Origin of the sequence: Bacillus pumilus (assembly GCF_009937765.1) — a bacterium.
In the GTDB taxonomy this organism is placed as follows: Bacteria; Bacillota; Bacilli; order Bacillales; family Bacillaceae; genus Bacillus; species Bacillus pumilus_O.
The window spans coordinates 505,397-530,115 of the sequence record NZ_CP047089.1; the positions used below are offsets into that span (position 1 = coordinate 505,397).

General features: G+C 41.7%; 25 protein-coding genes and 6 pseudogenes. 2 read left to right on the forward strand and 29 right to left on the reverse strand.

Annotated elements, in window-relative coordinates; all coding sequences use genetic code 11:
* Positions 1 to 15: 15 nt before the first annotated feature.
* The 8 genes and pseudogenes from GPS65_RS02420 to GPS65_RS19790 all read right to left on the reverse strand — a co-directional run.
* On the reverse strand, positions 16 to 540 hold the full coding sequence (locus GPS65_RS02420) for a type 1 glutamine amidotransferase domain-containing protein (RefSeq protein ID WP_012011064.1): 525 nt from the start codon (positions 538 to 540) through the stop codon (positions 16 to 18).
* Positions 541 to 630: 90 nt separating this feature from the next.
* Entirely contained in the window at positions 631 to 2,619 is a 1,989-nt protein-coding gene (gene tlpB / locus GPS65_RS19970; protein WP_012011065.1) for a methyl-accepting chemotaxis protein, read from the reverse strand.
* A 165-nt stretch (positions 2,620 to 2,784) separates the two neighbouring features.
* On the reverse strand, positions 2,785 to 3,732 hold the full coding sequence (locus GPS65_RS19765; RefSeq protein ID WP_372585418.1) for a methyl-accepting chemotaxis protein: 948 nt from the start codon (positions 3,730 to 3,732) through the stop codon (positions 2,785 to 2,787).
* Positions 3,724 to 4,761, reverse strand: a pseudogene (locus GPS65_RS19770) (HAMP domain-containing protein); the annotation flags it as partial. The pseudogene GPS65_RS19770 and the gene GPS65_RS19765, both read right to left, overlap by 9 nt.
* 177 nt (positions 4,762 to 4,938) lie before the next feature.
* Entirely contained in the window at positions 4,939 to 5,889 is a 951-nt protein-coding gene (locus tag GPS65_RS19775) for a methyl-accepting chemotaxis protein (RefSeq protein ID WP_372585417.1), read from the reverse strand.
* Positions 5,884 to 6,930: pseudogene (locus GPS65_RS19780) on the reverse strand (cache domain-containing protein); the annotation flags it as partial. The pseudogene GPS65_RS19780 and the gene GPS65_RS19775, both read right to left, overlap by 6 nt.
* Positions 6,931 to 7,055: 125 nt before the next feature.
* Positions 7,056 to 8,006, reverse strand: coding sequence for a methyl-accepting chemotaxis protein (locus GPS65_RS19785; RefSeq protein WP_390801478.1), 951 nt, complete (start codon positions 8,004 to 8,006; stop codon positions 7,056 to 7,058).
* A pseudogene (locus GPS65_RS19790) lies at positions 7,998 to 9,047 on the reverse strand (cache domain-containing protein); the annotation flags it as partial. The gene GPS65_RS19785 and the pseudogene GPS65_RS19790, both read right to left, overlap by 9 nt.
* A gap of 156 nt (positions 9,048 to 9,203) precedes the next feature.
* Here GPS65_RS19790 and GPS65_RS02445 point away from each other — a divergent pair.
* Positions 9,204 to 9,944 carry a protein-glutamine gamma-glutamyltransferase gene (locus tag GPS65_RS02445; protein ID WP_012011070.1) on the forward strand — a complete coding sequence of 247 codons (741 nt, stop codon included), beginning with the start codon at positions 9,204 to 9,206 and terminating at the stop codon, positions 9,942 to 9,944.
* Between the two features lie 21 nt (positions 9,945 to 9,965).
* On the opposite strand, the gene GPS65_RS02450 is transcribed toward GPS65_RS02445, so the two are convergent.
* The 8 genes and pseudogenes from GPS65_RS02450 to GPS65_RS02475 form a co-directional block, all read right to left on the reverse strand.
* Positions 9,966 to 10,214 (reverse strand): hypothetical protein, encoded by a 249-nt coding sequence (locus GPS65_RS02450; RefSeq protein WP_012011071.1) that lies wholly within the window; start codon positions 10,212 to 10,214, stop codon positions 9,966 to 9,968.
* A 24-nt stretch (positions 10,215 to 10,238) separates the two neighbouring features.
* Positions 10,239 to 10,364 (reverse strand): nitronate monooxygenase, encoded by a 126-nt coding sequence (locus GPS65_RS19795; RefSeq protein ID WP_420797193.1) that lies wholly within the window; start codon positions 10,362 to 10,364, stop codon positions 10,239 to 10,241.
* Between the two features lie 89 nt (positions 10,365 to 10,453).
* Positions 10,454 to 10,708 (reverse strand): annotated as a pseudogene (locus GPS65_RS19800) (nitronate monooxygenase); the annotation flags it as partial.
* A complete protein-coding gene (locus GPS65_RS19805) occupies positions 10,603 to 11,022 on the reverse strand; it encodes a nitronate monooxygenase (protein WP_420797194.1) in 420 nt (139 codons plus the stop codon). The pseudogene GPS65_RS19800 and the gene GPS65_RS19805, both read right to left, overlap by 106 nt.
* Positions 11,023 to 11,038: 16 nt before the next feature.
* Positions 11,039 to 11,440 carry a secondary thiamine-phosphate synthase enzyme YjbQ gene (locus tag GPS65_RS02460; protein ID WP_012011073.1) on the reverse strand — a complete coding sequence of 134 codons (402 nt, stop codon included), beginning with the start codon at positions 11,438 to 11,440 and terminating at the stop codon, positions 11,039 to 11,041.
* 133 nt (positions 11,441 to 11,573) lie between these two features.
* The gene (locus tag GPS65_RS02465) at positions 11,574 to 12,866 is read right to left on the reverse strand and encodes a hemolysin family protein (RefSeq protein WP_012011074.1); all 1,293 of its coding nucleotides are present in this window, start codon (positions 12,864 to 12,866) and stop codon (positions 11,574 to 11,576) included.
* A gap of 48 nt (positions 12,867 to 12,914) precedes the next feature.
* A complete protein-coding gene (locus GPS65_RS02470; protein WP_041816317.1) occupies positions 12,915 to 13,589 on the reverse strand; it encodes a zinc metallopeptidase in 675 nt (224 codons plus the stop codon).
* Between the two features lie 81 nt (positions 13,590 to 13,670).
* Entirely contained in the window at positions 13,671 to 13,895 is a 225-nt protein-coding gene (locus tag GPS65_RS02475) for a YuzI family membrane protein (RefSeq protein WP_012011076.1), read from the reverse strand.
* 117 nt (positions 13,896 to 14,012) lie between these two features.
* Here GPS65_RS02475 and GPS65_RS02480 point away from each other — a divergent pair.
* Positions 14,013 to 14,774, forward strand: a pseudogene (locus tag GPS65_RS02480) (ion channel); the annotation flags it as partial.
* 597 nt (positions 14,775 to 15,371) lie between these two features.
* On the opposite strand, the gene GPS65_RS19600 reads toward GPS65_RS02480, so the two are convergent.
* The 13 genes and pseudogenes from GPS65_RS19600 to GPS65_RS02545 form a co-directional block, all read right to left on the reverse strand.
* Entirely contained in the window at positions 15,372 to 16,880 is a 1,509-nt protein-coding gene (locus tag GPS65_RS19600; RefSeq protein ID WP_274379579.1) for a collagen-like protein, read from the reverse strand.
* 577 nt (positions 16,881 to 17,457) lie between these two features.
* The gene (locus tag GPS65_RS02490; RefSeq protein ID WP_144459853.1) at positions 17,458 to 18,273 is read right to left on the reverse strand and encodes a peptidoglycan recognition protein family protein; all 816 of its coding nucleotides are present in this window, start codon (positions 18,271 to 18,273) and stop codon (positions 17,458 to 17,460) included.
* Positions 18,274 to 18,334: 61 nt separating this feature from the next.
* Positions 18,335 to 18,598, reverse strand: a complete 264-nt coding sequence (locus GPS65_RS02495) for a phage holin (RefSeq protein WP_144459854.1) — start codon at positions 18,596 to 18,598, stop codon at positions 18,335 to 18,337.
* A gap of 15 nt (positions 18,599 to 18,613) precedes the next feature.
* On the reverse strand, positions 18,614 to 18,826 hold the full coding sequence (locus GPS65_RS02500) for a BhlA/UviB family holin-like peptide (RefSeq protein ID WP_034620157.1): 213 nt from the start codon (positions 18,824 to 18,826) through the stop codon (positions 18,614 to 18,616).
* 61 nt (positions 18,827 to 18,887) lie between these two features.
* Positions 18,888 to 19,031: an XkdX family protein gene (locus tag GPS65_RS02505; protein ID WP_186304919.1), complete on the reverse strand. Its 144-nt coding sequence runs from the start codon at positions 19,029 to 19,031 to the stop codon at positions 18,888 to 18,890.
* Positions 19,028 to 19,402, reverse strand: a complete 375-nt coding sequence (locus GPS65_RS02510; RefSeq protein WP_144459855.1) for a hypothetical protein — start codon at positions 19,400 to 19,402, stop codon at positions 19,028 to 19,030. Before GPS65_RS02510 ends, GPS65_RS02505 begins: the two co-directional genes overlap by 4 nt.
* A 4-nt stretch (positions 19,403 to 19,406) precedes the next feature.
* Positions 19,407 to 20,534: a hypothetical protein gene (locus GPS65_RS02515; protein ID WP_144459856.1), complete on the reverse strand. Its 1,128-nt coding sequence runs from the start codon at positions 20,532 to 20,534 to the stop codon at positions 19,407 to 19,409.
* A gap of 17 nt (positions 20,535 to 20,551) precedes the next feature.
* Positions 20,552 to 20,935, reverse strand: coding sequence for a phage tail-collar fiber domain-containing protein (locus GPS65_RS02520; protein WP_061409299.1), 384 nt, complete (start codon positions 20,933 to 20,935; stop codon positions 20,552 to 20,554).
* Positions 20,936 to 21,430: 495 nt separating this feature from the next.
* Positions 21,431 to 21,871 (reverse strand): annotated as a pseudogene (locus GPS65_RS19705) (YmfQ family protein); the annotation flags it as partial.
* Positions 21,858 to 22,904 carry a baseplate J/gp47 family protein gene (locus GPS65_RS02530; RefSeq protein WP_144474253.1) on the reverse strand — a complete coding sequence of 349 codons (1,047 nt, stop codon included), beginning with the start codon at positions 22,902 to 22,904 and terminating at the stop codon, positions 21,858 to 21,860. The pseudogene GPS65_RS19705 and the gene GPS65_RS02530, both read right to left, overlap by 14 nt.
* Positions 22,897 to 23,322: a DUF2634 domain-containing protein gene (locus GPS65_RS02535; RefSeq protein WP_144456262.1), complete on the reverse strand. Its 426-nt coding sequence runs from the start codon at positions 23,320 to 23,322 to the stop codon at positions 22,897 to 22,899. The genes GPS65_RS02530 and GPS65_RS02535 overlap by 8 nt, the downstream gene beginning before the upstream one ends.
* Positions 23,322 to 23,603, reverse strand: a complete 282-nt coding sequence (locus tag GPS65_RS02540) for a DUF2577 family protein (protein ID WP_144456264.1) — start codon at positions 23,601 to 23,603, stop codon at positions 23,322 to 23,324. The genes GPS65_RS02535 and GPS65_RS02540 overlap by 1 nt, the downstream gene beginning before the upstream one ends.
* Positions 23,600 to 24,715 (reverse strand): XkdQ/YqbQ family protein, encoded by a 1,116-nt coding sequence (locus tag GPS65_RS02545; protein WP_144456266.1) that lies wholly within the window; start codon positions 24,713 to 24,715, stop codon positions 23,600 to 23,602. The genes GPS65_RS02540 and GPS65_RS02545 overlap by 4 nt, the downstream gene beginning before the upstream one ends.
* Positions 24,716 to 24,719 lie beyond the last annotated feature (4 nt).

A 24,719-nucleotide genomic window follows, 5' to 3' on the forward strand; every position in this document is an offset into this window, starting at 1 on the left:
TTTTGAGTCCATTGATTATGTTGCCGCTAACACATCCGCAAATGCTTTCACATATGGAGGGAGATCTGGCGGACGTCTGCTCGAGATGATGTGACCATCTGTGACGACTGCTTCATCAAACCAGTCCGCTCCAGCATTTGTCATATCATCTTTAATACCAGGTGTGCTTGTCACCTTTTTGCCTTGCAAGATTCCTGCTGAAATCAGCACCCAGCCAGCATGGCAAATCTGCCCGATTGGTTTCGCCTTTTCATCAAATGAACGAACGATATTTAACACTTCTGGATAACGGCGCAGTTTATCTGGCGCCCAACCTCCTGGGACAAGCACGGCATCATATTCATCTGCTTGAATGGAATAAAAATCCTTATCAGATACAGCCGGCACACCATACTTCCCGATGTACTCATGATTTGCTTTTTCTCCTACAAGGTGCACAGTTGCCCCTTCTTCTCTTAAACGCAGAACCGGATACCATAGCTCTAAATCTTCAAAATCATCACTGACTAATGCAATGACCTTCTTATCTGATAAACGCATAACATCTCTCCTATTCTTTCGATTTCCTCTATTGTACGAGATGATTGCTTAAAAAGAAAAGCGGTTCCCCTTGAGGAGAACCACTTGATCTTATTCGTTGATCTTGAACTTTTTAATTAAATCACGTAATTCTTCCGCCATTTGGGAAAGAGTCGTAGAAGAAGAACTAATCTCTTCCATAGAAGCAAGCTGCTCTTCAGCAGATGCAGCGATATCTTGGATGCTTGCTGAACTTTCTCGTGATACATCTGCAATTTCATTCACTGCTTTTGAAATTTGCTCAGATCCTTTTGAAAGCTCGCGTACTGTTGTATTCATGTCATTAATTCTTGTAGCGATCTCCGCTGTTTGCTGATTAATTTGTGAGAAGCTTTCTTTCGTTTGATCTGTAATGGAAAGACCATTCTTCACTTCTTCATTTACTGATTTGAACATATTTTGAGATGTTTCGATTTCAGATACGATTTCTTTCACAAGCTTTTCAATCTCTTTTGCTGAATCTGATGATTGAACTGCAAGTTTTCGCACTTCCTCTGCAACAACAGAGAATCCTCTGCCTGACTCACCTGCACGTGCTGCTTCAATGGCTGCATTGAGTGCAAGTAAATTCGTTTGATCCGCAATGCCGTTAATTACGCCTAGGATGTTTGTGATGTCTTTTGATTTATGTTCTAGTCCGTTGATTACTCCTTCAGCTTCTTTCACTGAATGGTCGATCGTCTTCATCTGGCCAACGGTTTGCTCCACAAGCTGTCCGCCTGATTCGGCGACTGTTCTTGATTGAATCGATGACGCTGTGATGACATCAGATGTTTCTGCGACTTCGTTCAGTCCTTCATTCATTTGTTTTAAATGAGCCGCACTTTGCTCCACCATTTCGCTTTGATTTTCATTGCCGTTTGAGAAAGTTTCAATAGATGATGTAATATGTTCGGTTGCTTTTGTCGTTTGACCTGCGCTTGCCGTCAGTTCTTCAGATGAAGAAGCCACATTTTCTACAGATGTTTGTACTGCTTGGATGACATCTCTTAATGACTCACTCATCTCATTAAAGCTTGTGCCTAGCTGTCCAATCTCATCTTTTGACTGGACATCAATTTTTTCTGTTAAATCTCCCTCACTGATCTTCTTTGAAGAAGAAACAAGTATAGAAAGTGGTTTTGTAATGGAACGGATAATCAAGAAGATTAGAATCCCACCAATGATGAGCGCGCCAGCTAAAATGATAGCGGCCATGTTAAAGACTGGCTGTGCAGCTTCTTCCACTTCTGTCACAAACATCGTACCGACAATTTTCCAGCCCGTCGCTTTGTTTGTGGTGAATTCCATTTGCTTTTCTTTTCCTTCAAACATATAACTCATAGAACCTTCATCTTGTGAATAAAGCTTTTCTAGCCATTCACCAGATAATTTTGTTCCAGCTTTTTTCGTAGGATGGGCCACAAAGGTGCGATCTGGACTTCCGATAAAGGCATAGCCTTGTTTCCCAATGTTTATGCTATTTGATTCTTTTACTAGATTCGCAATGTCTAGGTTCATTGCAATGACTCCTGATCCGTCCTCTAACTTTTTAGAGATGGTGACGACAAGCGTACCTGTAGAAGCTGTTGGATAGGGTGCTGAAACAGACAGCTCTCCATTTTTCGCCCAGCCGTCTTTATACCAATCCCGCTCCGTTGCGACATAGTCAGCAGGCATTTTTTTGTTAGGATATCTCGAAAACACTTTGCCATCACTTGAAGCGACAAAAATACCTTCTGTGTCATCATTCATACTCATGAACTGCTCAAAGCGCCCTTGAATATCTGTTGTGCCTTTTTGCTTAAGCTTTTTCTCCGTGATCCATTTGCTAAAGAAATCGGCTGCGTCTGTTTTCACTTTCACAACCTTCGTAATATTTTTGTCTAGCTGTTCGACATTTTCCTTTGCACTTTGCATGATTTGATCATTTAAAGAAGTACTCGCCGTATGATATGAAGAGAATGCCAACACAATGATTGGACATAAAAGAATAAATAAGAAAGAGAGTACGAGCTTTTTTGAAATAGATGGCTTTCTGAAATACTGTATGAATTTCATAAAAAAGAAAACTCCTTTTAGTAAGATAGTATATATATCGGAAGTACTACTAGGTTGTTTACTTTTTTAACTTATTAAAGTCTAAATAAGACCAAAATACCCAAATTATATGTATTGAATGGAAAAAACACCTGACGCCAAAACGTCAGGTGCTTCCCTATACTCTTATATTTTAAATTGTTTAATGAGCTCTCTTAACTCTTCTGCCATCTGAGATAACGTAGCAGAGGAGGAACTGATCTCTTCCATAGATGCCAGCTGTTCTTCTGCAGATGCTGCGATATCTTGGAAGCCTGCGGAGCTTTCTCGTGAAAGCTCTTTGATTTGATTCACCGCATGTGAAATATCATTTGAGCCATGCGAGAGTTCTTTGGCCGTTCCGTTCATTTGTTTCATTTGTTCTGTCATTTCTGATGTTTTATCGGTGATTTTCTCAAAGCTAATTTTCGTTTCATCTGTAATATTTAATCCAGATTGTACTTCACCCGCTACTTGTTTAAACATGTTCTGAGATTTTTCAATTTCCTCTACAATCTCGTTCGTCAGGCTTTCAATTTCCTTTGATGAGCTTCCTGATTGCTCTGCCAGCTTCCGAACTTCTTCTGCAACAACAGAGAAACCTCTACCTGCTTCTCCTGCTCGTGCGGCTTCTATCGCAGCATTTAAAGCTAGGAGATTGGTCTGGTCGGCAATGCCGTTAATGACCCCCAGAATGTTCGTTATATCCTTTGATTTCTGCTCTAAGCCTTGAATCACAAGCTCTGCTTCTTTTACTGCCTGCTCGATGGTTTGCATTTGCCCTGCTGTTTTTTGAACAAGTTCTCCACCAGCCTGAGCCGTTTTGCTCGAATCAATCGACGATTCCATCATATGAGAGGTCGTATTGACCATATGGGACAAGCTGCGATCCATTTCGTTCAACTGGACTGAGCTTTTTTCGATCATATCATTTTGATGTTCATTGCTGTTTGAGAACTGTTCAATAGATGATGTGATATGCTCAGTCGCTTGAGCTGTCTGTCCCGCACTGGCTGTTAACTCTTCAGAAGAGGCGGCCACATTTTCAATGGAATTTTGGACAGCTTGTATGACTTGTTTCAGCTTTGCTGACATGTCGTTAAAGCTCTGCGCAAGCTTTCCGATTTCATCGTGCGTACGAACTTCAATATGCTGGGTCAGATCACCCTGACTGATTTTCTCAGCCGATTCAGAGAGCGCTATCAGTGGCTTTCGGATTGATTTAATAATAAAATAAATCGCGATTCCGCCTATGGCAATCGCAACTGCCAGTATGATCATTGTTAAGTCGAGTACTGGCTGTGCAGCTTCTTGAATTTCGCCAACATACATCGTTCCAGCCAGCTTCCAGCCTGTTGATTCATTTGTGTCAAAAAACATTTGCTTAGGCTGTCCATTGTATTCATATTTGAAGCTGCCTTGTTTTTTATCATACAACTTCGTGATGAAATCACCTGTCAATTTCTCCCCAGGCTTGTCTGTTTTATGGGCAATATAATGCTGATCTGGAGTCGCAACAAACGCATAGCCTTCTTTACCAATCTTGATGCTGTTTGCATCTTTTATGATCGTGTTCAAGCGCATGTTGATCCCAATCACACCAGATCCATCTGCTAACTGTTCTGATATTGTGATGAGCAGGTCATCGGATGACTTGTCGACAAAAGGATCTGAAATGATGAGTTTCTTATCTCCCATCGATTGTTGAAACCAAGGTTCGTTTTTTGCACTTGCGGCACTATCTTTATGAATCTCGGAATATTTGGTTAGTTTACCATTTTGATCTGCAATGAATACTTCCACAATCTCTTCGTCGGTTTCTGATAATTGCTCTAATTTGACCTTAAGTAAATCCTTGTTTTTAGAAGTCAATTCGCTCTTTTTCACTGATTTGGACAAATAAGAAACGATATCAATTTTAGGCTGTACATCTTTATTAATCAGTTCGTTTAATTGCTGAACACCATTTGCAGCACTAGACATAATCTCATCATTGAGAGATTTGGATGCCACTTCATAAGAAAATGCTGCCAATACGAGAATTGGCACTAGGAGAATCGCTAAGAATGCAGTAATTAATTTCTTCGACATTGTAAAGTGCTTAAAAAAGTTGATTTTTTTCATGACTCTACTCCTTTTGAATTATGATTTGTGGTCTTTCCCTTCTATTCTTAGGTAATATGAATTATTTTTCAAGACTTAATGTTCAAAATCTAATCAAAATAAGTAGATTTACCTAATTCTTTTGATTTACTCAATGGAAAAAGAGCCCTTTAGCTGAAGGGCTCTTTTTCATTCTGTCTATTCGACTTTAAATTTGCTGATTAAATCACGCAATTCTTCTGCCATTGATGAAAGTGTAGCAGAGGAGGAGCTGATTTCTTCCATAGATGCGAGCTGTTCTTCCGCTGAAGCCGCAATGTCTTGAATGTTTGCGGAGCTTTCACGTGAGACGTCTGCAATCTCACGGACAGCCTCTGACACATGTGCAGAGCCATTTGAAAGCTGAACAACTGTTTGATTCATTGTTTGAAGCTTGTCAGAAATTTCTTTTGTCGTTTCGAAAATATTGTGGAAGCTTACTCTTGTTTGTTCAGTGAAGCTTAAGCCTGATTGAACTTCTCGATTCACCGCAGTGAATACTTCCTGTGATACATCGATGTCTTGAACGATTTCTTTAATCAAATTCTCGATTTCTTTCGCCGAATTGGCTGATTGAACAGCTAGTTTTCTTACTTCTTCTGCTACAACGGAGAAGCCTCTGCCGGATTCCCCAGCTCTTGCTGCCTCAATTGCTGCATTTAGCGCAAGTAGATTCGTTTGGTCGGCAATTCCATTGATGACACCTAGAATTTGTGTAATGTCTTTTGATTTACTTTCAAGAGCGCTGATGACGTTCTCTGCTTTTTTCACGGACTGATCAATGACATTCATTTGAGAAGCTGTTTTTTCGACAAGCTGTCCGCCTTCCCCGGCGATATCTGTTGATTTGATCGATGAAGCAGTAATGGATTCAGCCGACTCATTCATGTGCTGAAGGCCACGGTTCATTTCATCTAACTCTTCTGAGCTAGATTCGACTTTGTCATTTTGACTTTCGTTTCCATTTGAAAATTGTTCAATGGCTAGTGTAATATGCTCTGTTGCTTTACTTGTTTGCCCTGCGCTAGCGGTCAGTTCTTCTGAGGAAGAAGCGACATTTTCGACTGAGGTTTGGACGGCACCAATGAGGGTTCTTAATGAGTCAATCATTGTATTAAAGCCTTTCCCAACTTGGCCAATTTCGTCATCTGATTGGATCTGAAGCTTATCGCGCAAATCACCTTCGCTGACTTTTTTCGAGAAGCGTGCAAGGTTGGATAATCTTTTAGATATAGAGCGGACGATAAAGAAGATGAGGGTACCTGCTACGATAAGCGTCACACTGAACACAATAAGGGCTGTATGGAACACGGGCTTTGCTGCATCTTCTACTTCTGATACGAGCATCGTTCCACCAATTTTCCAGCCAGTTAATTCGTTGGTCACATACGCAACCTTTTTATCTATGTCTTTGAGTGTGTAGCTGCCGCTTCCTTCTTTGTTTTGATAAATAATTTTGGCTAGATTCTCATTGACCTGACTTCCTGCCTTTTCGGTCGGATCTGCTAAAACTGTTTTATCTTTCTCCATAATGAAGGCATAGCCTTTTTGCCCAATTTTGATTTCTTTTAACTTTTGAATCAGGGTGTCAATTTCCATATCAAGTCCAATAACACCTGAGCCATCTTTCATTTTTTGAGTAATGGTGATGACCATCTTGCCTGTGGAGGCTGCTACATATGGTTTTGTGATGACTTGTTTGCCGTTTCCTGCCTTGAGCGCTTCTTGATACCATGGGCGCTCTCTTGGATCGTAGCCATCAGGCATCTTTTGAACAGGATATTGCATAAACAATCCTTTTTCGGAGCCTGCATAGATAGCGGAAACATCTTTTTCATTAATTTTTCCAAATTGCTGCAATTCTTTAATGGTCGCACTTCTATTTTTTTCTTGAAGATTAGACGCTTTGAGTGAGTCTGTAAACAGAGCCACAGCATCTGCTTTATTTCCTATATTCTCATTGATTAAAGTATCAAATGCATTGACTTGACTCATTGCACTGCCCATAATCTGTTTATCTAGCTCTGTCTTTGATGTAAAAAATGCACTAATTGTCAGTGCAGTGGTTGGCAGGATAAGAACTACCAAAAAAGCCATGATTAATTTTTTTGAAATGGATGGTTTTTTTAACCATTGGATCATTTTTCCCATTTTCTCTTTCCCCCTTTACTTCTCTAAAGTTATTATCGGATGAAAGGTTTAATTTTACAGGCTAGACATGCTGTTTAAACATAAAAAAAATACCCAGACAATTCTGGGTATTTTTTCATCATTTTTTAATCAATTTTGAATTGACTTGTGAGCTCTTTTAGTTCCTCTGCCATGTTAGCAAGTGTCACGGAAGAAGATGAAATTTCTTCCATAGAGGCCAATTGCTCTTCAGCAGAAGCCGCAATGTCTTGAATGTTTGCCGCACTTTCTCTAGAGACTTGGCGCATCTCCTGCATAGCTTGTGAGACTAGCTTCGAACCGCTCGATAGATCAATGGCTGTATCGTTTAATTGCGTCAGTTTTTTCGACATTCCTTCTGCCGCCTCATATATGTTCTGGAAGCTTTCTTTTGCTTCCTCTGTCATACCAAGTCCTGCATGTACTTCTCGATTGACCGTTTTGAACATATCTTGAGATTTAGCAATTTCTAACACAATTTCTTGAATGAGCTTTTCTATTTCTTTCGCTGAGTCTGCCGATTGAACAGCTAGTTTTCTCACTTCTTCTGCCACGACAGAGAAGCCGCGTCCTGATTCGCCTGCTCTTGCTGCTTCGATGGCTGCATTTAACGCAAGAAGATTCGTTTGATCTGCAATGCCGTTAATGACGTTTAAAATACTCGTAATATCTTTAGACTTAAATTCTAATTGCTTCATCACTTGTTCTGCTTCTTGTACAGATGTATCTATATGTTTCATTTGGCTCGCTGTGCTTTCAACAATTCGGCCGCCTTGACCAGCTGCCTCTGTCGATTGAAGTGAGACAGAAGCCACTTCTGATGACGTTTGTGACATGCCTTGTAATCCTTCATTCATTGCCACAAGCTGATTCGTACTAGATTCGACTTTCTCGTTTTGTGCGTCATTTCCATTTGAAAATTGTTCAATCGACATTGTGATATGCTCGGTTGCTTGACTTGTTTGGCTGGCACTAGCCGTCAGCTCCTCGGAAGCGGAAGCCACATTGTCAACAGATTGCTGTACTGCTCGAATGACGTCACGAAGGGATTCACTCATTTTGCTAAAGCTTCTTGTGAGATCTCCAATTTCATCCTTCGATTTGGTTTCAAGGGTTTCTGTTAAATCACCTTCGCTCACCTTTTCTGAGAAATCAACAAGTTTTCGAAGTCCAATTGTGATGGAGCGAACGATAAAGAAGATCGCAATACCGCCAAGGATAAAAGAAGAAATTAAAAGAATAATGGCAGAATTCCAAACTGGCTGTGCTGCTTCTTCTGTTTCTGATACAAACATCGTTCCAGCAATTTTCCAACCTGTTAAATCATTTGTCACAAAAACGAGACGTTTTTGTTCTCCTTTATTCTCATAAGTTGACGTTCCTTCTTTTCCGCTGTAAAGGATAGATGAAATATTTTCAGTGACTTTAGATCCTGACTTTTCTTCTGGATGAGCCACAATTTGTTTGTTTTTATTTGCAATAATTGGATATCCTTGACGTCCAATTTTAATCTCTTTTATTTTATCGACAATGTCTTGCACATCAATATCAATTCCAATCGCTCCTGATCCATCCTTCAGACGCTGGGCAATCGTGACAACCATGCCGTTTGTTGTAGCAGAGATGTATGGATTGGTAACGACTGGATTACCACTGTCATCCTGCATAGCTAGTTGATACCAATCGCGCGTTGTTGGATCATAGCCTTTTGGCATGTCTACTTTAGGAAACTGAATGAAATCACGCTTTTTACTCGCTGCATAAAACCCAACCACATCTTCATCATTGATTTTACTGTATATCTCGAAATGCTCATACAGTTCATCCTGATTGTTTTTCTTAAAGTCTGCAGCAGAAGATGTTTCAGTAAAGAGTTTTACTGCATTTTCCTTATTCACAAGCTTTTGCTGGATCATGTCATTCAGTTCATTGACTCTTGCATTTGCTCCGTACATGATTTCATGATCTAATTCTTCTTTGGCAATCTGATATGAAATCGTACTGAGTGTAATAATTGGCAAGACAAGAACGAGAGTGAATGAAATAATCAGTCTCTTAGAAATCGATGGTTTTTTCAACCATTTTAGTGCATTTTTCATGTTTTTCCTCCTTTTAAACGATATGTTATATATCGGACAGGTTCATATTATTTTCATGTTTTTCAAATAAAAAGGATGCCTTTTTGTTTATTTCCACAAATTGATTCCTTGCCCAAGCACCTTGCATACGCTAATACAAAAGGGGGCGCTTTTTATATGATTATCCTTTCAGGACAGCCAGTGACAAATGAGCAACTCGCTTCATTTCAGCTAGAAGGACAAAAGCGGATCATTTTGATGCAGTTACAAGCCTCAAATGATACATTCCGCTACAGGCAAGCATCTGATTTGTTATTTGAAGTCACATTGAGATCAAACATTATGAATGCTGCAAGAGATTTGAATAAAAGTGGTGCCTCATTTGCCATTTTTCAAAGGTCTCGTGCTAATGACGCCTTTTGGCGCGTATCTGAAGCAGGAGCACTAGAGCTGCGCTATCAAGTCGAACCATCTAGGGGCATTAAAGACATTTTTGAAAATGGCTCACAATATGCATTTGAATGTGCCACCGCCATTGTCATCGTCTTTTATATGGGCGTCTTGCAAACGGTAGGAGACGAGAAGTTTAACCGAAGGCTTCGCAGTCTCACCTTGTATGATTGGCATTATGATACATTGTCGATTTATACAGAGCGAGGGAATGATTTTATTTATGGGGATTGCTTATATTTCGAGAATCCAGAGTTTAGCTATCAGCAGTCACAGTGGCGCGGGGAAAATGTGATTTACTTAGGAGAAGATCAATATTACGGACATGGACTTGGGATTTTAACAGCGGCAGAAATTATTGATAAATTGAATAAGAGAAGGCGGCCAGGTGCTGTTCAATCTGCTTATCTATTGCCACAGACCACCCGGATGGATGTGATTTATCTCAGGCAAATGTTTGGCAGCTAAAAAAAGCCTCTTGTCTAGTGGTTATGACAAGGGGCTTTTGTATGCCTTGCGCTTACGATAATCTTGTAGTGTACCAAGCATCGTGTTCGCAAGGATCTCCATTTTTTCTAAATCTTTTCTTGTGACCGGCGGATCGTGCCGGCTCCATTTTACATAACGAACAAAGTAGTAATGACGAATGGGCGTAAGGACGGCAGGAGAGTGCGGAAATTCATCAAACCAAAATTCAATTTGTCCTTTTTTTCGGTATGAATGTCTTAAAATGTCCACCCTTTCACACCACCCAACATGATTTTATATGTGCGTCAGTTCATGCATGATCTCCTCAACGGTTAAAATCGAGTGAATACGGCCAACGCCCTGTCCTGCCCAAAGGGCCATTTGATCAGGATTTCCCGCCGCAGCGGCTGCTTTTCGCATTGGTGTCGTCCATACATGCTGAACCGGATGGCGATCAATGGTACATGACAGATCGGCTTAACGTCAGAGAACAGGCTAAATAATCCCACAAGAGCATCTCCTTTTGCAGGTAAAAAGGTGCCTCGGTGACCTCCTGCTTCACTTCCTTGCAGAACAATGGCATCCATCCCTTTTTCCTCTAAAAGCAATGCTTCCTCTTTTGTTGTGGCGGTTCCGATTAAAAAGATCCCCTTTTGTTTTAAACGATGTATCGTTTGTTCATTTGGACAAGAGAAGGTAAAGGAAACAATCGGTACGTCTTCTTCCAATAGAATGTTGATTTTCTGTTCAAAATCATGCCACAATTCCTTTTCGCTCGGCAGGCTATCAGCTGCTGGTCTTGCTGGCAGTTTCTTCTCCCAAATGCAACATCCTCTTTTTTGACTTCAGAAATTGACTCTGGTACAAATACATTGACATGGAACTGGCGAGTGGTCAGCTGTTTGACTTGTTTGATTTGCTGCCTCAAATGGTCAGGCTGCACATATCCACTTGCCAAACTGCCAAGTCCCCCGCATTGCGAAACAGCGGCTACCAGCTGCGGTGTCACGGCTCCTCCTGCCATTGGTGCTTGGATGATCCCATATTTGATTTGCAGTAATTTCGTGATATCCCCCATTTATTTCCCCCACCTCTTACTCGTTTGATGACACCTGTATATAAAAATGGCGATGTCTCGGCCCGTCAAATTCACAGAAATAAATTCCCTGCCATGTGCCAAGGACAAGATCACCATGATGGATGAGAACATGCTGCGAGGCACCCATATAGCTCGCTTTCATATGGGCGGCTGTATTTCCTTCCATATGGCGGTCCTTCGGATGTTCCCACGGAAAGACTTCGTCAAGCCTCCGGAGCATATCTCGTTTCACATCTGGGTCCGCATTTTCATTAATGGTTATCCCTGCTGTCGTATGGGGACAGTAAACGATGACGCTTCCGTTTTGACTACCTGTTTCCTTGACATATTGATGAACCTCGCTGGTCACGTCGATCATCTCATCGCGTCTATTTGTTTGAATATTGATTTTTTTCATATGAGCGGCTCCTTTTTTCATTTCTATAAACCATACCCTTTTTATGTGAAGTCAATCACTGTTGATAAGTAGACGGCATTATCTCACCTAAAGTTTACCAAGTAAAAAAACCTCGTCAAGAGTTACGAGGTTTTTAGGAAAAGTGGATCTTTTTGATTTCAATGGTCCGAATATGATGGTCTTCCGCATCTATGATGGTAAATTCACAGCCTTCTGCTTCAATCGTATCGCCAATTTCAATATCAAATTTATGTGTCATCATCCAGCCAGCAATTGTATCAACATCATCATTATCTATCGCTAAATCCAATAAATCATTTACTTCATCAATCAAGGCTTTTCCATCCATGACATAGTGGAAGTCACCTTTTTTGACGATATGAGGTGTTTCATCCTGATCATATTCATCACGAATTTCGCCCACGATTTCCTCTAAGATGTCCTCTACTGTGACAAGCCCGGCTGTTCCTCCATATTCGTCTACGAGCACGGACATATGAATTCGTTCCTTTTGCATCAAAATGAGCAATTCTTGAACAGGTGTACTTTCAATCACCCGAATGACTGGACGCATTAAGTCTTCAATCGTCACATCTTGATTGAGGAAACTCGCCTTAAACACATCTTTGCTATTGATGACACCAATCACATGATCTTTATCTTCTTTTATGACGGGGTAACGTGTGTATCTTTCGTTTAGCATATAATGCGTCACATCATCAAGTGTCTGTTCAATCTCTATCGCTGAAATTTCTGTACGAGGGATCATAATCTCTCTCGCCACTCGGTTATCAAATTCAAAAATTTTATTCACATACTTGTACTCAGATTGGTTAATCTCGCCCTTCTCATAGCTTTCAGATAAAATAAGGCGCAATTCTTCCTCACTGATCGCCACTTCATGTTCTTTAACAGAATGAAAACCGAATAATTTCACAATGCCTCGTGCCGCCCCATTTAATGCTTTAATAAACGGGTACATGACTCTATAGAAAAAGATGAGTGGCTTTGCTGTCACAAGGCTGACTGCTTCTGCCTTTTGAATGGCAATCGTTTTAGGCGCTAGTTCTCCCACAACGACATGTAAAAACGTAATGATCACAAATGCGATGATAAACGATAGGATGTCGGTTAATGCGGAATGAAGCCCCAACTCCTCAAACAGCGGATGCAGAAAATGCTCGACCGTCGGCTCGCCCAGCCACCCTAAGCCTAAAGCCGTGATGGTAATGCCGAGCTGACACGCAGATAAATATTCGTCGAGATTTGATATGAGCTTTTGTACGTGAATGGCTCTCTTATCACCGCTTTCAATCAGCTGATTGATTTTAGAGCCTCTAATTTTCACAATCGCAAATTCAGTGACAACAAAAAATGCTGTCGCAGCAATGAGTAATATGACTAAAAATACGTTTAAAATATACAAAAAAACCCTTACCTAACAACGGTAAGGGCTCACCTCCTCTGGCATCAATTAATCATTACGGCCATTTAGGAAGATCATTACAAAACGGAGCAATTCAAACAAGGAGACAAGGGCAGCTGCGACGTACGTAAGAGCTGCCGCATTTAACACCTTGTTCACGCCTCTTTCTTCACTGCTTCTAATGATTCCTTCTGAAACAATGATATCTTTCGCACGAGAACTTGCATTAAACTCGACAGGCAATGTCACAAGCTGAAAGAACACAGCCGCTGAGAACAAAATGATCCCAAGCCCGATTAAGTTAAGGCTGCCAAGTAAGATTCCACCAAGGAAAAGAAGCGGGGCAACACCAGATGCAAAGTTCACGACAGGAAAGATCTTATGTCTCAAGACAAGCGCACCATAGGACTCCTGATGCTGCAAGGCATGTCCAACCTCGTGTGATGCGACTGAAATGGCCGAAATGGAATGGCCGTAGTACACAGGTTCAGATAAGCGAACCACACGCTGCGTCGGGTCGTAATGATCAGTCAAAGTTCCTCTTACCGGTTCAACAGGCACGTCGTATAACCCGTTGCGATCTAAAATATGTCGAGCGGTTTCCGCACCTGTTTTCATACTAGATGCTTCAACCTTTGAATACTTTTCAAAATTATTCTTTACTTTAAATTGTGCCCAAAATGATAATCCCAATGCGGCAAAAGTTAAAAAATAAAAAAACAGCATGCTCATCAGCTTCCTTTTTATTTTATATATTTATTTACAATTTTAATGACTTTTATGTAAGGTGTACAGAAAAAAGCACTAGGTCTTTTTAAGTGGGATCACCGTGCCAATGAAAAAGAAGAATACACCTAAGCATGCTGTATAAAAGGTGACCGTTCCGTATAAATCTTGAAAAAAGTGCAGCCATGAAAAATCATTCATAAAATGATTCACCGCATTTAAGTCAAACACAAGTAAGATCACCGCTGATGATAAAAAATGAGCACCGATAAAAAGAAGTACGGTCTTTTGAACGAACGACATTCGCATTCCCTCCTTCTTCTCTCTTATTTTAAGATATGGGAACTACATGACGAAGATGAAAAAATGTTCCTCAATCGGGCATACTGACAATAGCAGTCTCCTGAAAGGAAGAGTCCGATGAAATCAAACCGTATCTTTATCGCTTGGCTAAGGTGGCCACTTTATCTTCGAATTGTCGTCATCATTTGTTTCTTACTTCTTTTTTTCGGACAATTAATCGTTTTTCTCGAACCGAAGCAGTATCATACAATCTTTGATGGAATCTGGTGGGCAGTCATTACAGTATCTACAGTGGGCTATGGTGATTTTGTGCCGCAAACCATGCCAGGACAAGTCGCGGGTATGGCTCTAATTTTTATCGGCGCAAGCTTTGTCACAGCTTATTTTGCTACGCTTGCCGCCGCTGTGTTCAGCAAGCAGCACCATTATGTAGAAGGAAAGGTTGCTTTTAAGGGGAAGGGACATCTCATCATTATCGGCTGGAATGAGAAAACGAACAAACTGCTTCAGTCATTTCAAATGATTGACCCAGCTATGCCGATTGTGCTGATTGATGACTCCTTGAAGGAAGGACCTCTTCTAGAGAATGTTCATTTTATTAAAGGACACGGCACCGAGGATGGCACACTTCGCAAAGCCAATATTTCAGGTGCAGATGCACTGATGATTACCGCAGATCAGCACGAGAATGAAGTGACAGCTGATATGCAGAGTGTTTTAACATTACTTGCAGCAAAAGGATTAAATCCCTCGCTCTACTGTTTAATTGAAATCTTAACAGATCGATATGTGAAAAATGCCGAGCGTGCTGGCGCCAATCAAGTCATTCATACCTCTGATGCAGTCAATCATTTAATGGTCGAGCATTTTCTTTTAAAGGAGGATGACATAAAAAGTCGTAGAAAACGTTAGTATGGAATAACCTGTTCTAATAAGGTTTCGCTTATTGTGTTAATGGTTTAGAAAAGCGTAGAACGAGGTCGCCAATTTTTGTTCGTCCCTAATTCGTCCCCAATCCGTCCCCATAAAAAAACAGACCATGCAGGGTCTGTTTTAATTTTACCTATACGTTTTCTGAAGTTGTATAACGTTCGATCATAGTCGTGTTTCGATCGATTTTTTGTATCAATGTCGTGTTTTGATCAGTCGAGATACTGTACACTCCTGCTACTGTAATCACCGTAAGAGCAATTGATAACCAATACCATAGTATCCTACTCAATAAATTCTTTAAAACAACTAATACCCTTAGAAGACCTCAATAAAGAACTTTAGTGGACTAATCAAACACACTTCTATTGTTACAATCCTGATCCTTACATTTCAACATTAACTGAAGAACCTAATTTATTAAATAAATCAATATTGTAAAGTAATTTGTGTAAACCATTCTGACCCTAAATCTTTCCCAGTTTCACTAGGTATAATTTAGGGTCATATTGTTTCTCCGATCAATCTATTAAGATTTCCAGAAATTTAATTACTGATTTTGGTAATGGTAAATCTTAATTGATCTGTTGTAATTGTTTGCCCACTATTATTGATTAGCCTGTACGTCGTTCCTGCGGGTACGACGCCTGTATAACCTATAGCCGATACTTGTTCACCTGTAGAAGTTCCGTTGACTCTACCATTTGCAGTACCTGGGGTAGCCGGACCACCATTAGTTGAAACACCTATACTAATTGGGCCTGCTTGCCCAGCAGTTGCAGTAACTTGTGCAGATATATAATAATTACCACTTTGTTGTACAGTAAAAGTATCTGGAGCAGTAAAAGTCACGTTGTCAAGAAACTGACTTCCAGCTAATGAGAAAGGAGCACCGTTAGCAACTGTTTGTGTAACCTCTGAGCTAGTGGAACCAATAGCTGTTGAAAGTGCTCCAGTCGCGCCTGTTGGACCTGTGGCTCCGGTTGCTCCCGTTGCGCCGGTTGCTCCTGTGGCTCCGGTTGCTCCCGTTGCGCCTGTTGCTCCTGTGGCTCCGGTTGCTCCTGTGGCTCCAGTGGCGCCTGTATCTCCTGTTGCTCCTGTGGCTCCCGTGACTCCGGTTGCTCCCGTTGGACCCGTATCTCCTGTGGCTCCGGTTGCTCCAGTGGCGCCTGTATCTCCTGTTGCTCCTGTGGCTCCCGTGACTCCGGTTGCGCCTGTATCTCCAGTTGCGCCGGTTGCTCCGGTGACTCCCGTGACTCCTGTCGCTCCTGTGACTCCTGTCGCTCCGGTTGCGCCTGTATCTCCAATTGCGCCGGTGGCTCCGGTTGCGCCTGTATCTCCAGTTGCGCCGGTTGCTCCTGTTCCTGTTGCTCCGGTTGCACCCGCACCCGCTATCAATGTATAATCTGGTGATGTTCCTGGCGTGCCTGTTGGAGGCGCCGTATTCACTAGATATGTGCTTCCATTAGACGTCACCGCTCGACCTACTGGATAACCTGCTGCTGCTGCTGGATCAAACGCTACAATTCCTGTTAAACCTACACCTGTCGCTCCTGTTGGACCTGTTGGTCCGCTTGAACCAGTCGCTCCACTTGAACCGGTGGCTCCGGTTGCGCCCGCACCCGCTATCAACGTGTAATCTGGTGACGTGCCCGGCGTGCCTGTTGGAGACGCCGTATTCACGATATACGTACTACCATTTGACGTCACCACTTGACCTACTCGATAACCAGGTGCTGTTGTTGGATCAAATGGTACAATTCCTGTTAAACCTACACCTGTCGCTCCTGTTGCACCCGCACCCGCTATCAACGTGTAATCTGCTGATGTTCCTGGGGTTCCTGTTGGAGACGCCGTATTCACTAGATATGTGCTACCATTGGACGTCACCACTTGACCTACTCGATAACCTGCTGCTGCTGCTGGATCAAACGCTACAATTCCTGTTAAACCTACACCTGTCGCTCCCGTTGCGCCTGCTGGGCCTGCCGCACCTGCTGGACCCGCTGGACCTGCTGGACCTCTCCTGCCTGGTCGACCTTGAATAACACACACACAAGGATCCTTTCCACAACATGGATTTTTCCTTACTCTCTTACAGCTATCACACTCCCAACCGTAATCTTCATGCGAGTCATACCAACTTCCTCTTTTATTAGATGGACATGATTTTCCACAATGTCTACATCTTTTCATAAGATCACCTCAAGTTCATACTATGTAAATCATCTAAGTTTGGAACATTCCTTAGCATAAATGAATAAAAAGGCTAAGGATTTAGGAGTCAGTCACTATTTACTTAGACCTTTATTAGTTTTCAGAGTAGGGATAGTTGGGAATTAAATGAATGATTCCCAACCACAAGAAAAATAAGACAAAGACACAAAAAAGAAAAGACCTCCCCATAGGAGAAGGTTCTTTTCCAAATGAAGTTAAGTCATCAAAAGTGTAAACATGTGGTCTGCATACTATATGTAAGTGAATTGGAAAAGTGTTTATTTATAAATTTGAGTTATTACCACTTGGAGATTCGGTAAAATATTAAAGATTAATTCCCTCTAATCCTTGTGGGATAAAAAAGACCTCCAATATAGGGGACTGACCCCATAAAGTGAGGTCTTTTTTTATTTACTTATTTCAATGCTTTTTGAAGAGCTGCTTTAGTCTTTGGACCATAGATGCCGTCAGCAATAAGACCGTGCATGAGCTGGAACCGCTTGACCGCATTCACAGTTTTGGGTCCATAATAGCCGTCAATCCCGTTGTTTTTAGCTCCCTTTTCAGGATAGAAATAGACAGCAGCCAGCGCCTCCTGTAATGCTTTTACTCCCGCTCCCTTTGTCAAAGGCTTGGTCACTTTAATGATGCCAGATGGTAAGTTAAATGACTTTTTAGCAGGCTTGGAAGCTGTTTTTTTGGATGAAGTATTTTTGACAGGTGTCGCTTTCACAGGCTTTGCTGTTGCCTTTTTACCTGTATGAGCGGTTGCAATACCCGCTTTGAAGCTGTCCCATCGATTAAGCAGCTTTCGAGGACAATTCTTGCCGCTCCATCTCTTATGAGGCACAACGTTTGCCAATGGAATGCCTTTCTCTGTCATAAGCTTCCGAATGAGCCATTGAGCATTTTCAACCGCTTTTTCAAAATTACCGTCTGCGTTTTCACAAATCTCAATTCCAATTGACTTCATGTTTCCGGTTCCTCGTCCATCTCCTGCATGCCAGCCATTTTCGTTTAAAGGCAAATGCTGATAAATGACTTTATCATCAACTGTAAAGTGCCAGCTTACACCTGTACTAGATCGTTTCACAAACGATGCGTGACTTGTTGCGTTTGCCCCTTTTGCTGTGTTAGCTGTGTTATGAACCGTAATATATAACGGCTTCATTCTATTTCCTGGTCTGTTGCGGTTACTCTTTGGAATAAAATCTTTAATGATTTTTACCACGTTCATCGTCTCCTTAAATTTTGATTTTGATAATTAAAAAATGCCGCCTAATGGCAACCGTTTATTTTGAAAGTCCTTTTTGTTTCAGAATTTCTTTCTGTTGTTTTCCTTTTTCGGTAACATAGTTATTTTTGAACCATGTGACAAGGGTTGTTGCGATTGTAAAGATCATTGAGAAAGCAAGATACAATGTTTCAGCTAATGAAGTGACTTGATCCTCACTAATCGGCAAGATTGGCTTGCCAAATAGAATTAATGCTTGGTTGATTAGTGCCATAAAAAGAAGCACTGTACGGATCACAGTGCCTTTGTCGAAGTTTTTCATAATTGTTTCCTCCTATTATTTTAAATTCCGTTCAATTTTATCGAGCTTGTCGATCACGACATCATACTTTTCACTAAACTTTGCTAACACATCATTTTGCGCTTCGATTTGTTCATTGAGCTTGTTTTCTCTTTCCTTTGTTGTGTTTAATACGTAAAACAGCACCCAACAAAAAAGAACCGCAAAGGGTCCTTGTGTCATCAAATATTGAGCCAAATCCATTTCCACCATACTCACCTACTCCCTCACTTTGTCCACCCCCTTAAAGAAGGCAAAATAAAAAGCCTCTCTAGGCTTCGTATTGTTCTCCTGTTATTTCCTGATAATCTTCTGTGTTAATCCAACCGATTTCTACATAAAAGGCAATGTCTTCAGGACCATAACACTGCCAGTCCCAAAACTGCTTTATATCCGCCACTGTTGGATATATCATGATTTTTCACCACCCTTCATCTCCTGGATCTCAGTCATGAGTTGAGCCAATTGTTTCGCCATTTGTGCTTCACGCAGTTTGGCTGCAGCTGCTTCTTTTGAAAGCTGACTCAATTGCTTTGTTAACACCGCATTTTGCTGTTTTAGTAAATCAATATCATACGGCGGTTGCTCTGTTTGTAAGCTATCAATGTACTCCTGGGTTGCTGATTCGCTCCATGTTTTGCTTACGGGATTATATTCTGCTATATATAACCCATCTTGGGGTTGAACATCCGTAAATCCCTCTGGAATATCAGCTTCATCAGGTATTTCTTTATCCCCACCAGGTATATACTTGAAATTTTCATCATAGGCGTATATTGGTTTCATGAAATCACTCCTTTGCTTTAAAGATGCAGTTAACAGTTATGAATTCATTATTGCTGGTTGTATCTTGTATGATAAATCGACCATTCGTTGCAATATATTGACGACTAAACTGCGGCCCCTTATATCCTCCTGTACTAGATGCAATGCCTACATTATAAATAGGGAATGGCGGCTCACATCCTTCTGGCAACATAAAGGCATGCACATCCCCAATTGTTCCACCTGTGATGGCTCCAGTTACATGAACAAATCCCATCGCATCCTTTGCGACGCGAACCCGATAGTCATTATTGACCTCAGACTTATATGTTTTCCACCCGTTCCTGATCGTGGGGAACTTCCAGTCAAGTTTTGCATCTCCACTGGTTATAACTCTCTCCCACCCTCTGAAACCTTGTGTATGAAACGTCCCGATCCAAGTTACATTATCAAACGATCTTGTTGCAGTAATCTTTTTGAGAACTTCACCGTTTGATATATGGGATGTATCTAAAACCTCAATGTAATAAAAACTCTGATCATTATCTACAGGAAGATTTAATAACTGTGCTCCCATATAAGGACCAGTCGGTAAGGTAAATATATCAGTACCGTTTGGCAGCCTTTTCACTTTACCATCGTCTGGTGTGAGTTTATAAAGTTGTCCGTTATTCCATTTAAGTCGTTCCGCAATTGTCGGCAGCTGCGTCCAAGTGATAGATATATGGCCAGAATTATAGTAAAAGTAATAGGCATTGCCTGACGTGTCTATCGCAAAACCGGTTCCGATGTTGTTTTGACCAACAGTTTGAATCCCTCGTAACGCAGCTTTGTTAGGTGCTGGAGAATCTTCTACACCCGATGGAGCATAAAATGTACAAGTTCCTTTGTCTTTAATCGCATCAAATATTCTTCCGTCAGTTGGAACCGCAATTAACTGTTTTCCATCATCAGCTGTGATCTTATATAGCTGCGATTCATTCCATTTCTTCTTCTCCGCTGAAGATGCATGCGATTTAGTATCACCTGTGTGATTTGCAAGTTGATCAAGTAGACCAAAATCATTTTCAAGCAACACTTTAACCATGGCATTGAACAGATCCGCATGAGCCTTGTCACTTGTTTCAAACACTTTAGGAGATTTAATATCCATCAATGAGCACTCCTTTCTTAGTAAATATCATCAATCTCAAAGATGAATTCAATGTCACCATCTTTTTGCTTGTCTGTCATGGTGCGGATCGCCGTAAACTTTCCATCTTCATCAACAAGAGCCAATTCATTAATGACTTCCCCAGCAAGCTCCCCTTCAGCGATCGTGCAGGTGTAGCGGATTTTTGCTGGTTCCATGAATTCATATGAATCAATTTCTTTTTGAACAAGCTCACTCTTCAATGCTTGCTCAGTTCCATCCAGGGAAATCGGTTTCCCATCCTTCGTCCCACCCTTTCCGAAAGCCATCTTGACCACTTTCGTAAGCCTTGTTCCCTCCGCTCTAGCCTTCGCCATTTGTTGCCGAGCATAAAGTGTTGTTACGGTTAATTGATCAGCCATTATGATCCTCCTTTATAAATCTATTTGTTTGGACGTGGCAGCTAGATATTTTGAACCGTCTAGCGGTACTGATCCATCAAGCGTCCAATATTTCTGCTTAATGATTACACTTCCGCTTTGCTTATTTGATACATGAGCAGCCATGCGGAATGTTACTTTCCTTTTTTCTTTATTTACGTGTTTGAAACGAGATCGAAGTGTAAGAGCTGCTTGTTGATCCGTTTCGTTTCTGGTTCCTATCATGACATATCTTGTACGTCCAAGAACTTTCATTTCTTTTTTGAGCTTCATGGCCAGTTTTAAAGATTGCCTGAAGCGCACTGGAATATCTGTTGAATTGCGCGATCCGCTCAAATAAAAAGTTCCATTCAGCAAAAACTCCCCATTAAGCAGGATCGGGATGTGATCAAAAAAGCCCACTCTGCTGCGCAGTGTGAGCCGGTTATGATAATCTTTGATTTCATGAACATCAGTATGATGAACGCTTGTGAATTTGTAAGCCAGGTGTGCAGGCTTTAAGTTTTTAAGCGTCTCCACAATGTATCTGGTGTTCTGCAGGTCATCCAAATTAACACGAAGGGAGAAATGATAGCGGCCTGTCGTTAGACGAACCACCGCGCTAGGATTCTTCAGGAAGCGGTTGACTGCCCTCTCTAAAGAAGCATAAGTGATCGGTGGAATGTTAGACATGAGATTCAAAATACGTGCCCTTCGCAACTCAATAGAATCACCCGACTCACGCTGCACCTTCAGCATTCTTTCCCATCGATCCAATCCCCATGTAGCTGTGATCGGAAAAAGCTGATCAGTCATATCAAAAATAGAATCGTCTAGCCTTTCCATTTCAGGGGCTTCGGATTTCATTAATTCATCAAATTCAGTGATCTCCGTTAGATAGGCAGGGAGATAAGACTTCATTTCATCAAGCTTGCTCAATGACGTTCACCTGCCCTAGACGCGGGATTTCAATGTCTTGGAGGGGCAAGTTTTTGGCTTCGCCGTTTATCAAGACATCCGCATAATCAGAGACACTATCCGCATGATATAAAATGTCATTAATCGCTGACATTCTTATCACGTTCTCCTCGAAAGCAAGTGATTTTAGGAGAGCCTTGATCTTCTCTTCAATTTCTTGTTGAGCATCTTCAAGTGAATAGTCCATTTTAAGCTCCACCGATACGGACACCTCAACATCTTTCCACTTAGCACTCTCGATGGTGGCAGTAGCCCCGATTGGTGCTTGACCTTCCCCTTCACCGGGAACCGGATCAATGTACTCTTGTACCTTATTGACAAGCAGATCCGTCGCAACGTCAAAATTCCCATCTGTGATGACAACTTTCACTGTGCCTTCCCCATTCCAAAGCGGGAACACCTTTGCCCTGCCAACTCCTTCTACTTCCTCAGCCCACTTTTTATAATGAGCTTTGTTGGCACTGACAGCCTCCCGCCTTGCCCTCATCAAGTAACGTTCATACAGTGCTTCATCGTCTTCTTCCTCTTGCCCTGGTATCTTCAATTCTTCAAAGATGACAGCCTCTAGCCCCGGTATATTATCGAGCGATAGGAGTGGCAGCTCTGCAAAATTCCCATTGCCTACAGCACCAGTTGTTTCACACTTCAGCGTGCCGTCAGATTGATATTGAAAGTACAGATTGTCGATATAGAATCTTGATCCTGTTGGTATTCTGATACCTTCAGGTGAGACTTCAACTGACCATACAGCACTTGTGGCCGCTTTACGAGTGATCCCCACTTCAGCAGCTCGTCTATCTAAAAATTCTCCCTGTGCTGTATCTGCAAAGACAAGTTCGAATACCTGATCTAGCCATATATAAGATTGAGCAAGTTCCGCAGCTGCAGGAGCCAACGCATTCCATATCACGCTGTTTTCACGTTTATCAATATCATCGGGTATACGTTCCAACATGCGTTCCATGATGGCTTCATACGATTGTTCCTCAAACATCTCCGATCACCTCCTCGATCTCCAAGGTCCCTTCATCCGTCACCACGTTAAAGAGCACTTTAAAGGTTGCCCCTTCTTTATTGATCTCAAAATCTTGCACACTTTCGATTCTTTCATCCACCAAAAGAGCCTCTTCAATGAGCCGCGGGATTTCCATCTCTTTGTATTCGTCCGTTGATTCTTCATCAGACACAGCTTCCTGCACTTCGCATCCTACGTCATGGCTATAAACAGCATGCGAATATCGTTCCGTTCGCAAAGCCATATAGACAAATTGGCGAATGGCATCGAGACCATTAATCTTTTCATTGGTTAGACGGCCAGTTTCAAAGTCGATGCGGTAGGTGGTCGAAGGTTCAATAATATCCTCTGCATCCTCGTCCAAATCCTCAATTTCTTCTTCAGGTGAAAGAGCCATTATGAACCACCTCCTACTACTTTATCTAAGATGTAAAACGTTTGGCCGCCTGTCATCGCAAGGACCATGACACTATCGCCTTCTTCTAGCTCATCATCTTCCCCCTCATCTAAGCGGGCTGGCCAGATAAGAAGTTCTTCAGGAATGATGAGTTTATCATTCTCATTGAGTCGAACACTAAGAGGGGAAACAGACACCACATCACCAAGTATCAAGTCAGTTGGTGATTGTGCATCCACAGCATCGACGGCCAATCGCTTGATTGCATCGCTTAGTTTCATGACTGATTCCCCGTTGGAATTGTGTTCTTTTCAACGACATCGATCGTCATGGTGTGTTTGGTTCCTTTAAATTCATGGCTGTCTTGATCGATCCAATACGTTTTCTTGATGCCGATATCCGGAATGATGATGCGTACTGGCATACCACTTTGTAATCCAGGAATACCTAGAGCTTGAATGCTTTTCAGCTCTTTTTTTACGCCCTTTTTCTGTGAGAGCCGAACATCAGCCCTCTTTTGCAGCTGTGCTTGGTTGATCTCCCCCGACACTCTTTCAACGTGCTGCAGGATGCCATATTTTCTTCTTGCAGCACTATCATTCGCCACAGCCAGCATTTCAATTTCTTTCTTTTGCGTGACCATCTTTGGCTTCTTTGGCTTTGTTGGTTTGGTAGGTTTGGTCGTTTTCTTATCTTTTTCTTTATCTTTGTCAGTAGTCTTAGATTTCTTTTTTTCCTTCTTCAGCACCTTAATTTTTTCCACGTGTGTTGCTCTCACCTTCACACGTGTGGCCGTTTCCTCAATCGAGGTGCTGTACTGATAATCAATAAGATTCACGCCTGATTCAATGACCCAAACTTCCGACGGATCAGGCCATGCTCTCAGCCCCATCTTGCCTTTAGCAGAATAGATTTGATAGTTACGTCCTGTTTGTTTCTTTGTTTCCCTTAGAGCCTGCAAGATGATGTCATATAGGCTTGTATCGTTTTTGAATACAAGTGATTTTATGACATGACCGGTATTGGCGATGGAGGTCATCGGGATCTGAAAATCTTGACCAAGCCGCTTCATTATCTGATCAGCTCTCTTATTTGCAAAGACATATACATCCTGGTTCTTCACCAGATACTGAAGCATGTCATAAGCAGTAAAAGTGAGCTTTTCATCTTTGGGTGTTCTTGCAAACACCGTTCCTCGAAAGAGTTCTTTTCTTTTCCACTTGAAAAGAACCGTGTCACCCTCTTTGATGCTGTAATACTTTTGACTTCCTTGTTTTGTCACGATCGTTGCTTGTATTGAGCGGGGGGCCTGATACCTTTGCCCCCGAAGTGTCACACTCTCTGTCACAAGCTCATACATGGTGCCGCTTCTGATGGCAAAAAGCTCAATCAATGTC

What these genes read in the sequence shown, in the direction of transcription:
- GPS65_RS02420 (WP_012011064.1), bottom strand. Translation starts at nt 540, where the DNA reads ATGCGTTTATCAGATAAGAAGGTCATTGCATTAGTCAGTGATGATTTT.
- tlpB (WP_012011065.1), bottom strand. Translation starts at nt 2,619, where the DNA reads ATGAAATTCATACAGTATTTCAGAAAGCCATCTATTTCAAAAAAGCTC.
- GPS65_RS19765 (WP_372585418.1), bottom strand. Translation starts at nt 3,732, where the DNA reads ATGTCAGCAAAGCTGAAACAAGTCATACAAGCTGTCCAAAATTCCATT.
- GPS65_RS19775 (WP_372585417.1), bottom strand. Translation starts at nt 5,889, where the DNA reads ATGATTGACTCATTAAGAACCCTCATTGGTGCCGTCCAAACCTCAGTC.
- GPS65_RS19785 (WP_390801478.1), bottom strand. Translation starts at nt 8,006, where the DNA reads ATGAGTGAATCCCTTCGTGACGTCATTCGAGCAGTACAGCAATCTGTT.
- GPS65_RS02445 (WP_012011070.1), top strand. Translation starts at nt 9,204, where the DNA reads ATGATTATCCTTTCAGGACAGCCAGTGACAAATGAGCAACTCGCTTCA.
- GPS65_RS19795 (WP_420797193.1), bottom strand. Translation starts at nt 10,364, where the DNA reads ATGCGAAAAGCAGCCGCTGCGGCGGGAAATCCTGATCAAATGGCCCTT.
- GPS65_RS19805 (WP_420797194.1), bottom strand. Translation starts at nt 11,022, where the DNA reads ATGGGGGATATCACGAAATTACTGCAAATCAAATATGGGATCATCCAA.
- GPS65_RS02460 (WP_012011073.1), bottom strand. Translation starts at nt 11,440, where the DNA reads ATGAAAAAAATCAATATTCAAACAAATAGACGCGATGAGATGATCGAC.
- GPS65_RS02475 (WP_012011076.1), bottom strand. Translation starts at nt 13,895, where the DNA reads ATGTCGTTCGTTCAAAAGACCGTACTTCTTTTTATCGGTGCTCATTTT.
- GPS65_RS02495 (WP_144459854.1), bottom strand. Translation starts at nt 18,598, where the DNA reads ATGAAAAACTTCGACAAAGGCACTGTGATCCGTACAGTGCTTCTTTTT.
- GPS65_RS02505 (WP_186304919.1), bottom strand. Translation starts at nt 19,031, where the DNA reads ATGATATATCCAACAGTGGCGGATATAAAGCAGTTTTGGGACTGGCAG.
- GPS65_RS02510 (WP_144459855.1), bottom strand. Translation starts at nt 19,402, where the DNA reads ATGAAACCAATATACGCCTATGATGAAAATTTCAAGTATATACCTGGT.
- GPS65_RS02515 (WP_144459856.1), bottom strand. Translation starts at nt 20,534, where the DNA reads ATGGATATTAAATCTCCTAAAGTGTTTGAAACAAGTGACAAGGCTCAT.
- GPS65_RS02520 (WP_061409299.1), bottom strand. Translation starts at nt 20,935, where the DNA reads ATGGCTGATCAATTAACCGTAACAACACTTTATGCTCGGCAACAAATG.
- GPS65_RS02530 (WP_144474253.1), bottom strand. Translation starts at nt 22,904, where the DNA reads ATGTTTGAGGAACAATCGTATGAAGCCATCATGGAACGCATGTTGGAA.
- GPS65_RS02535 (WP_144456262.1), bottom strand. Translation starts at nt 23,322, where the DNA reads ATGGCTCTTTCACCTGAAGAAGAAATTGAGGATTTGGACGAGGATGCA.
- GPS65_RS02540 (WP_144456264.1), bottom strand. Translation starts at nt 23,603, where the DNA reads ATGAAACTAAGCGATGCAATCAAGCGATTGGCCGTCGATGCTGTGGAT.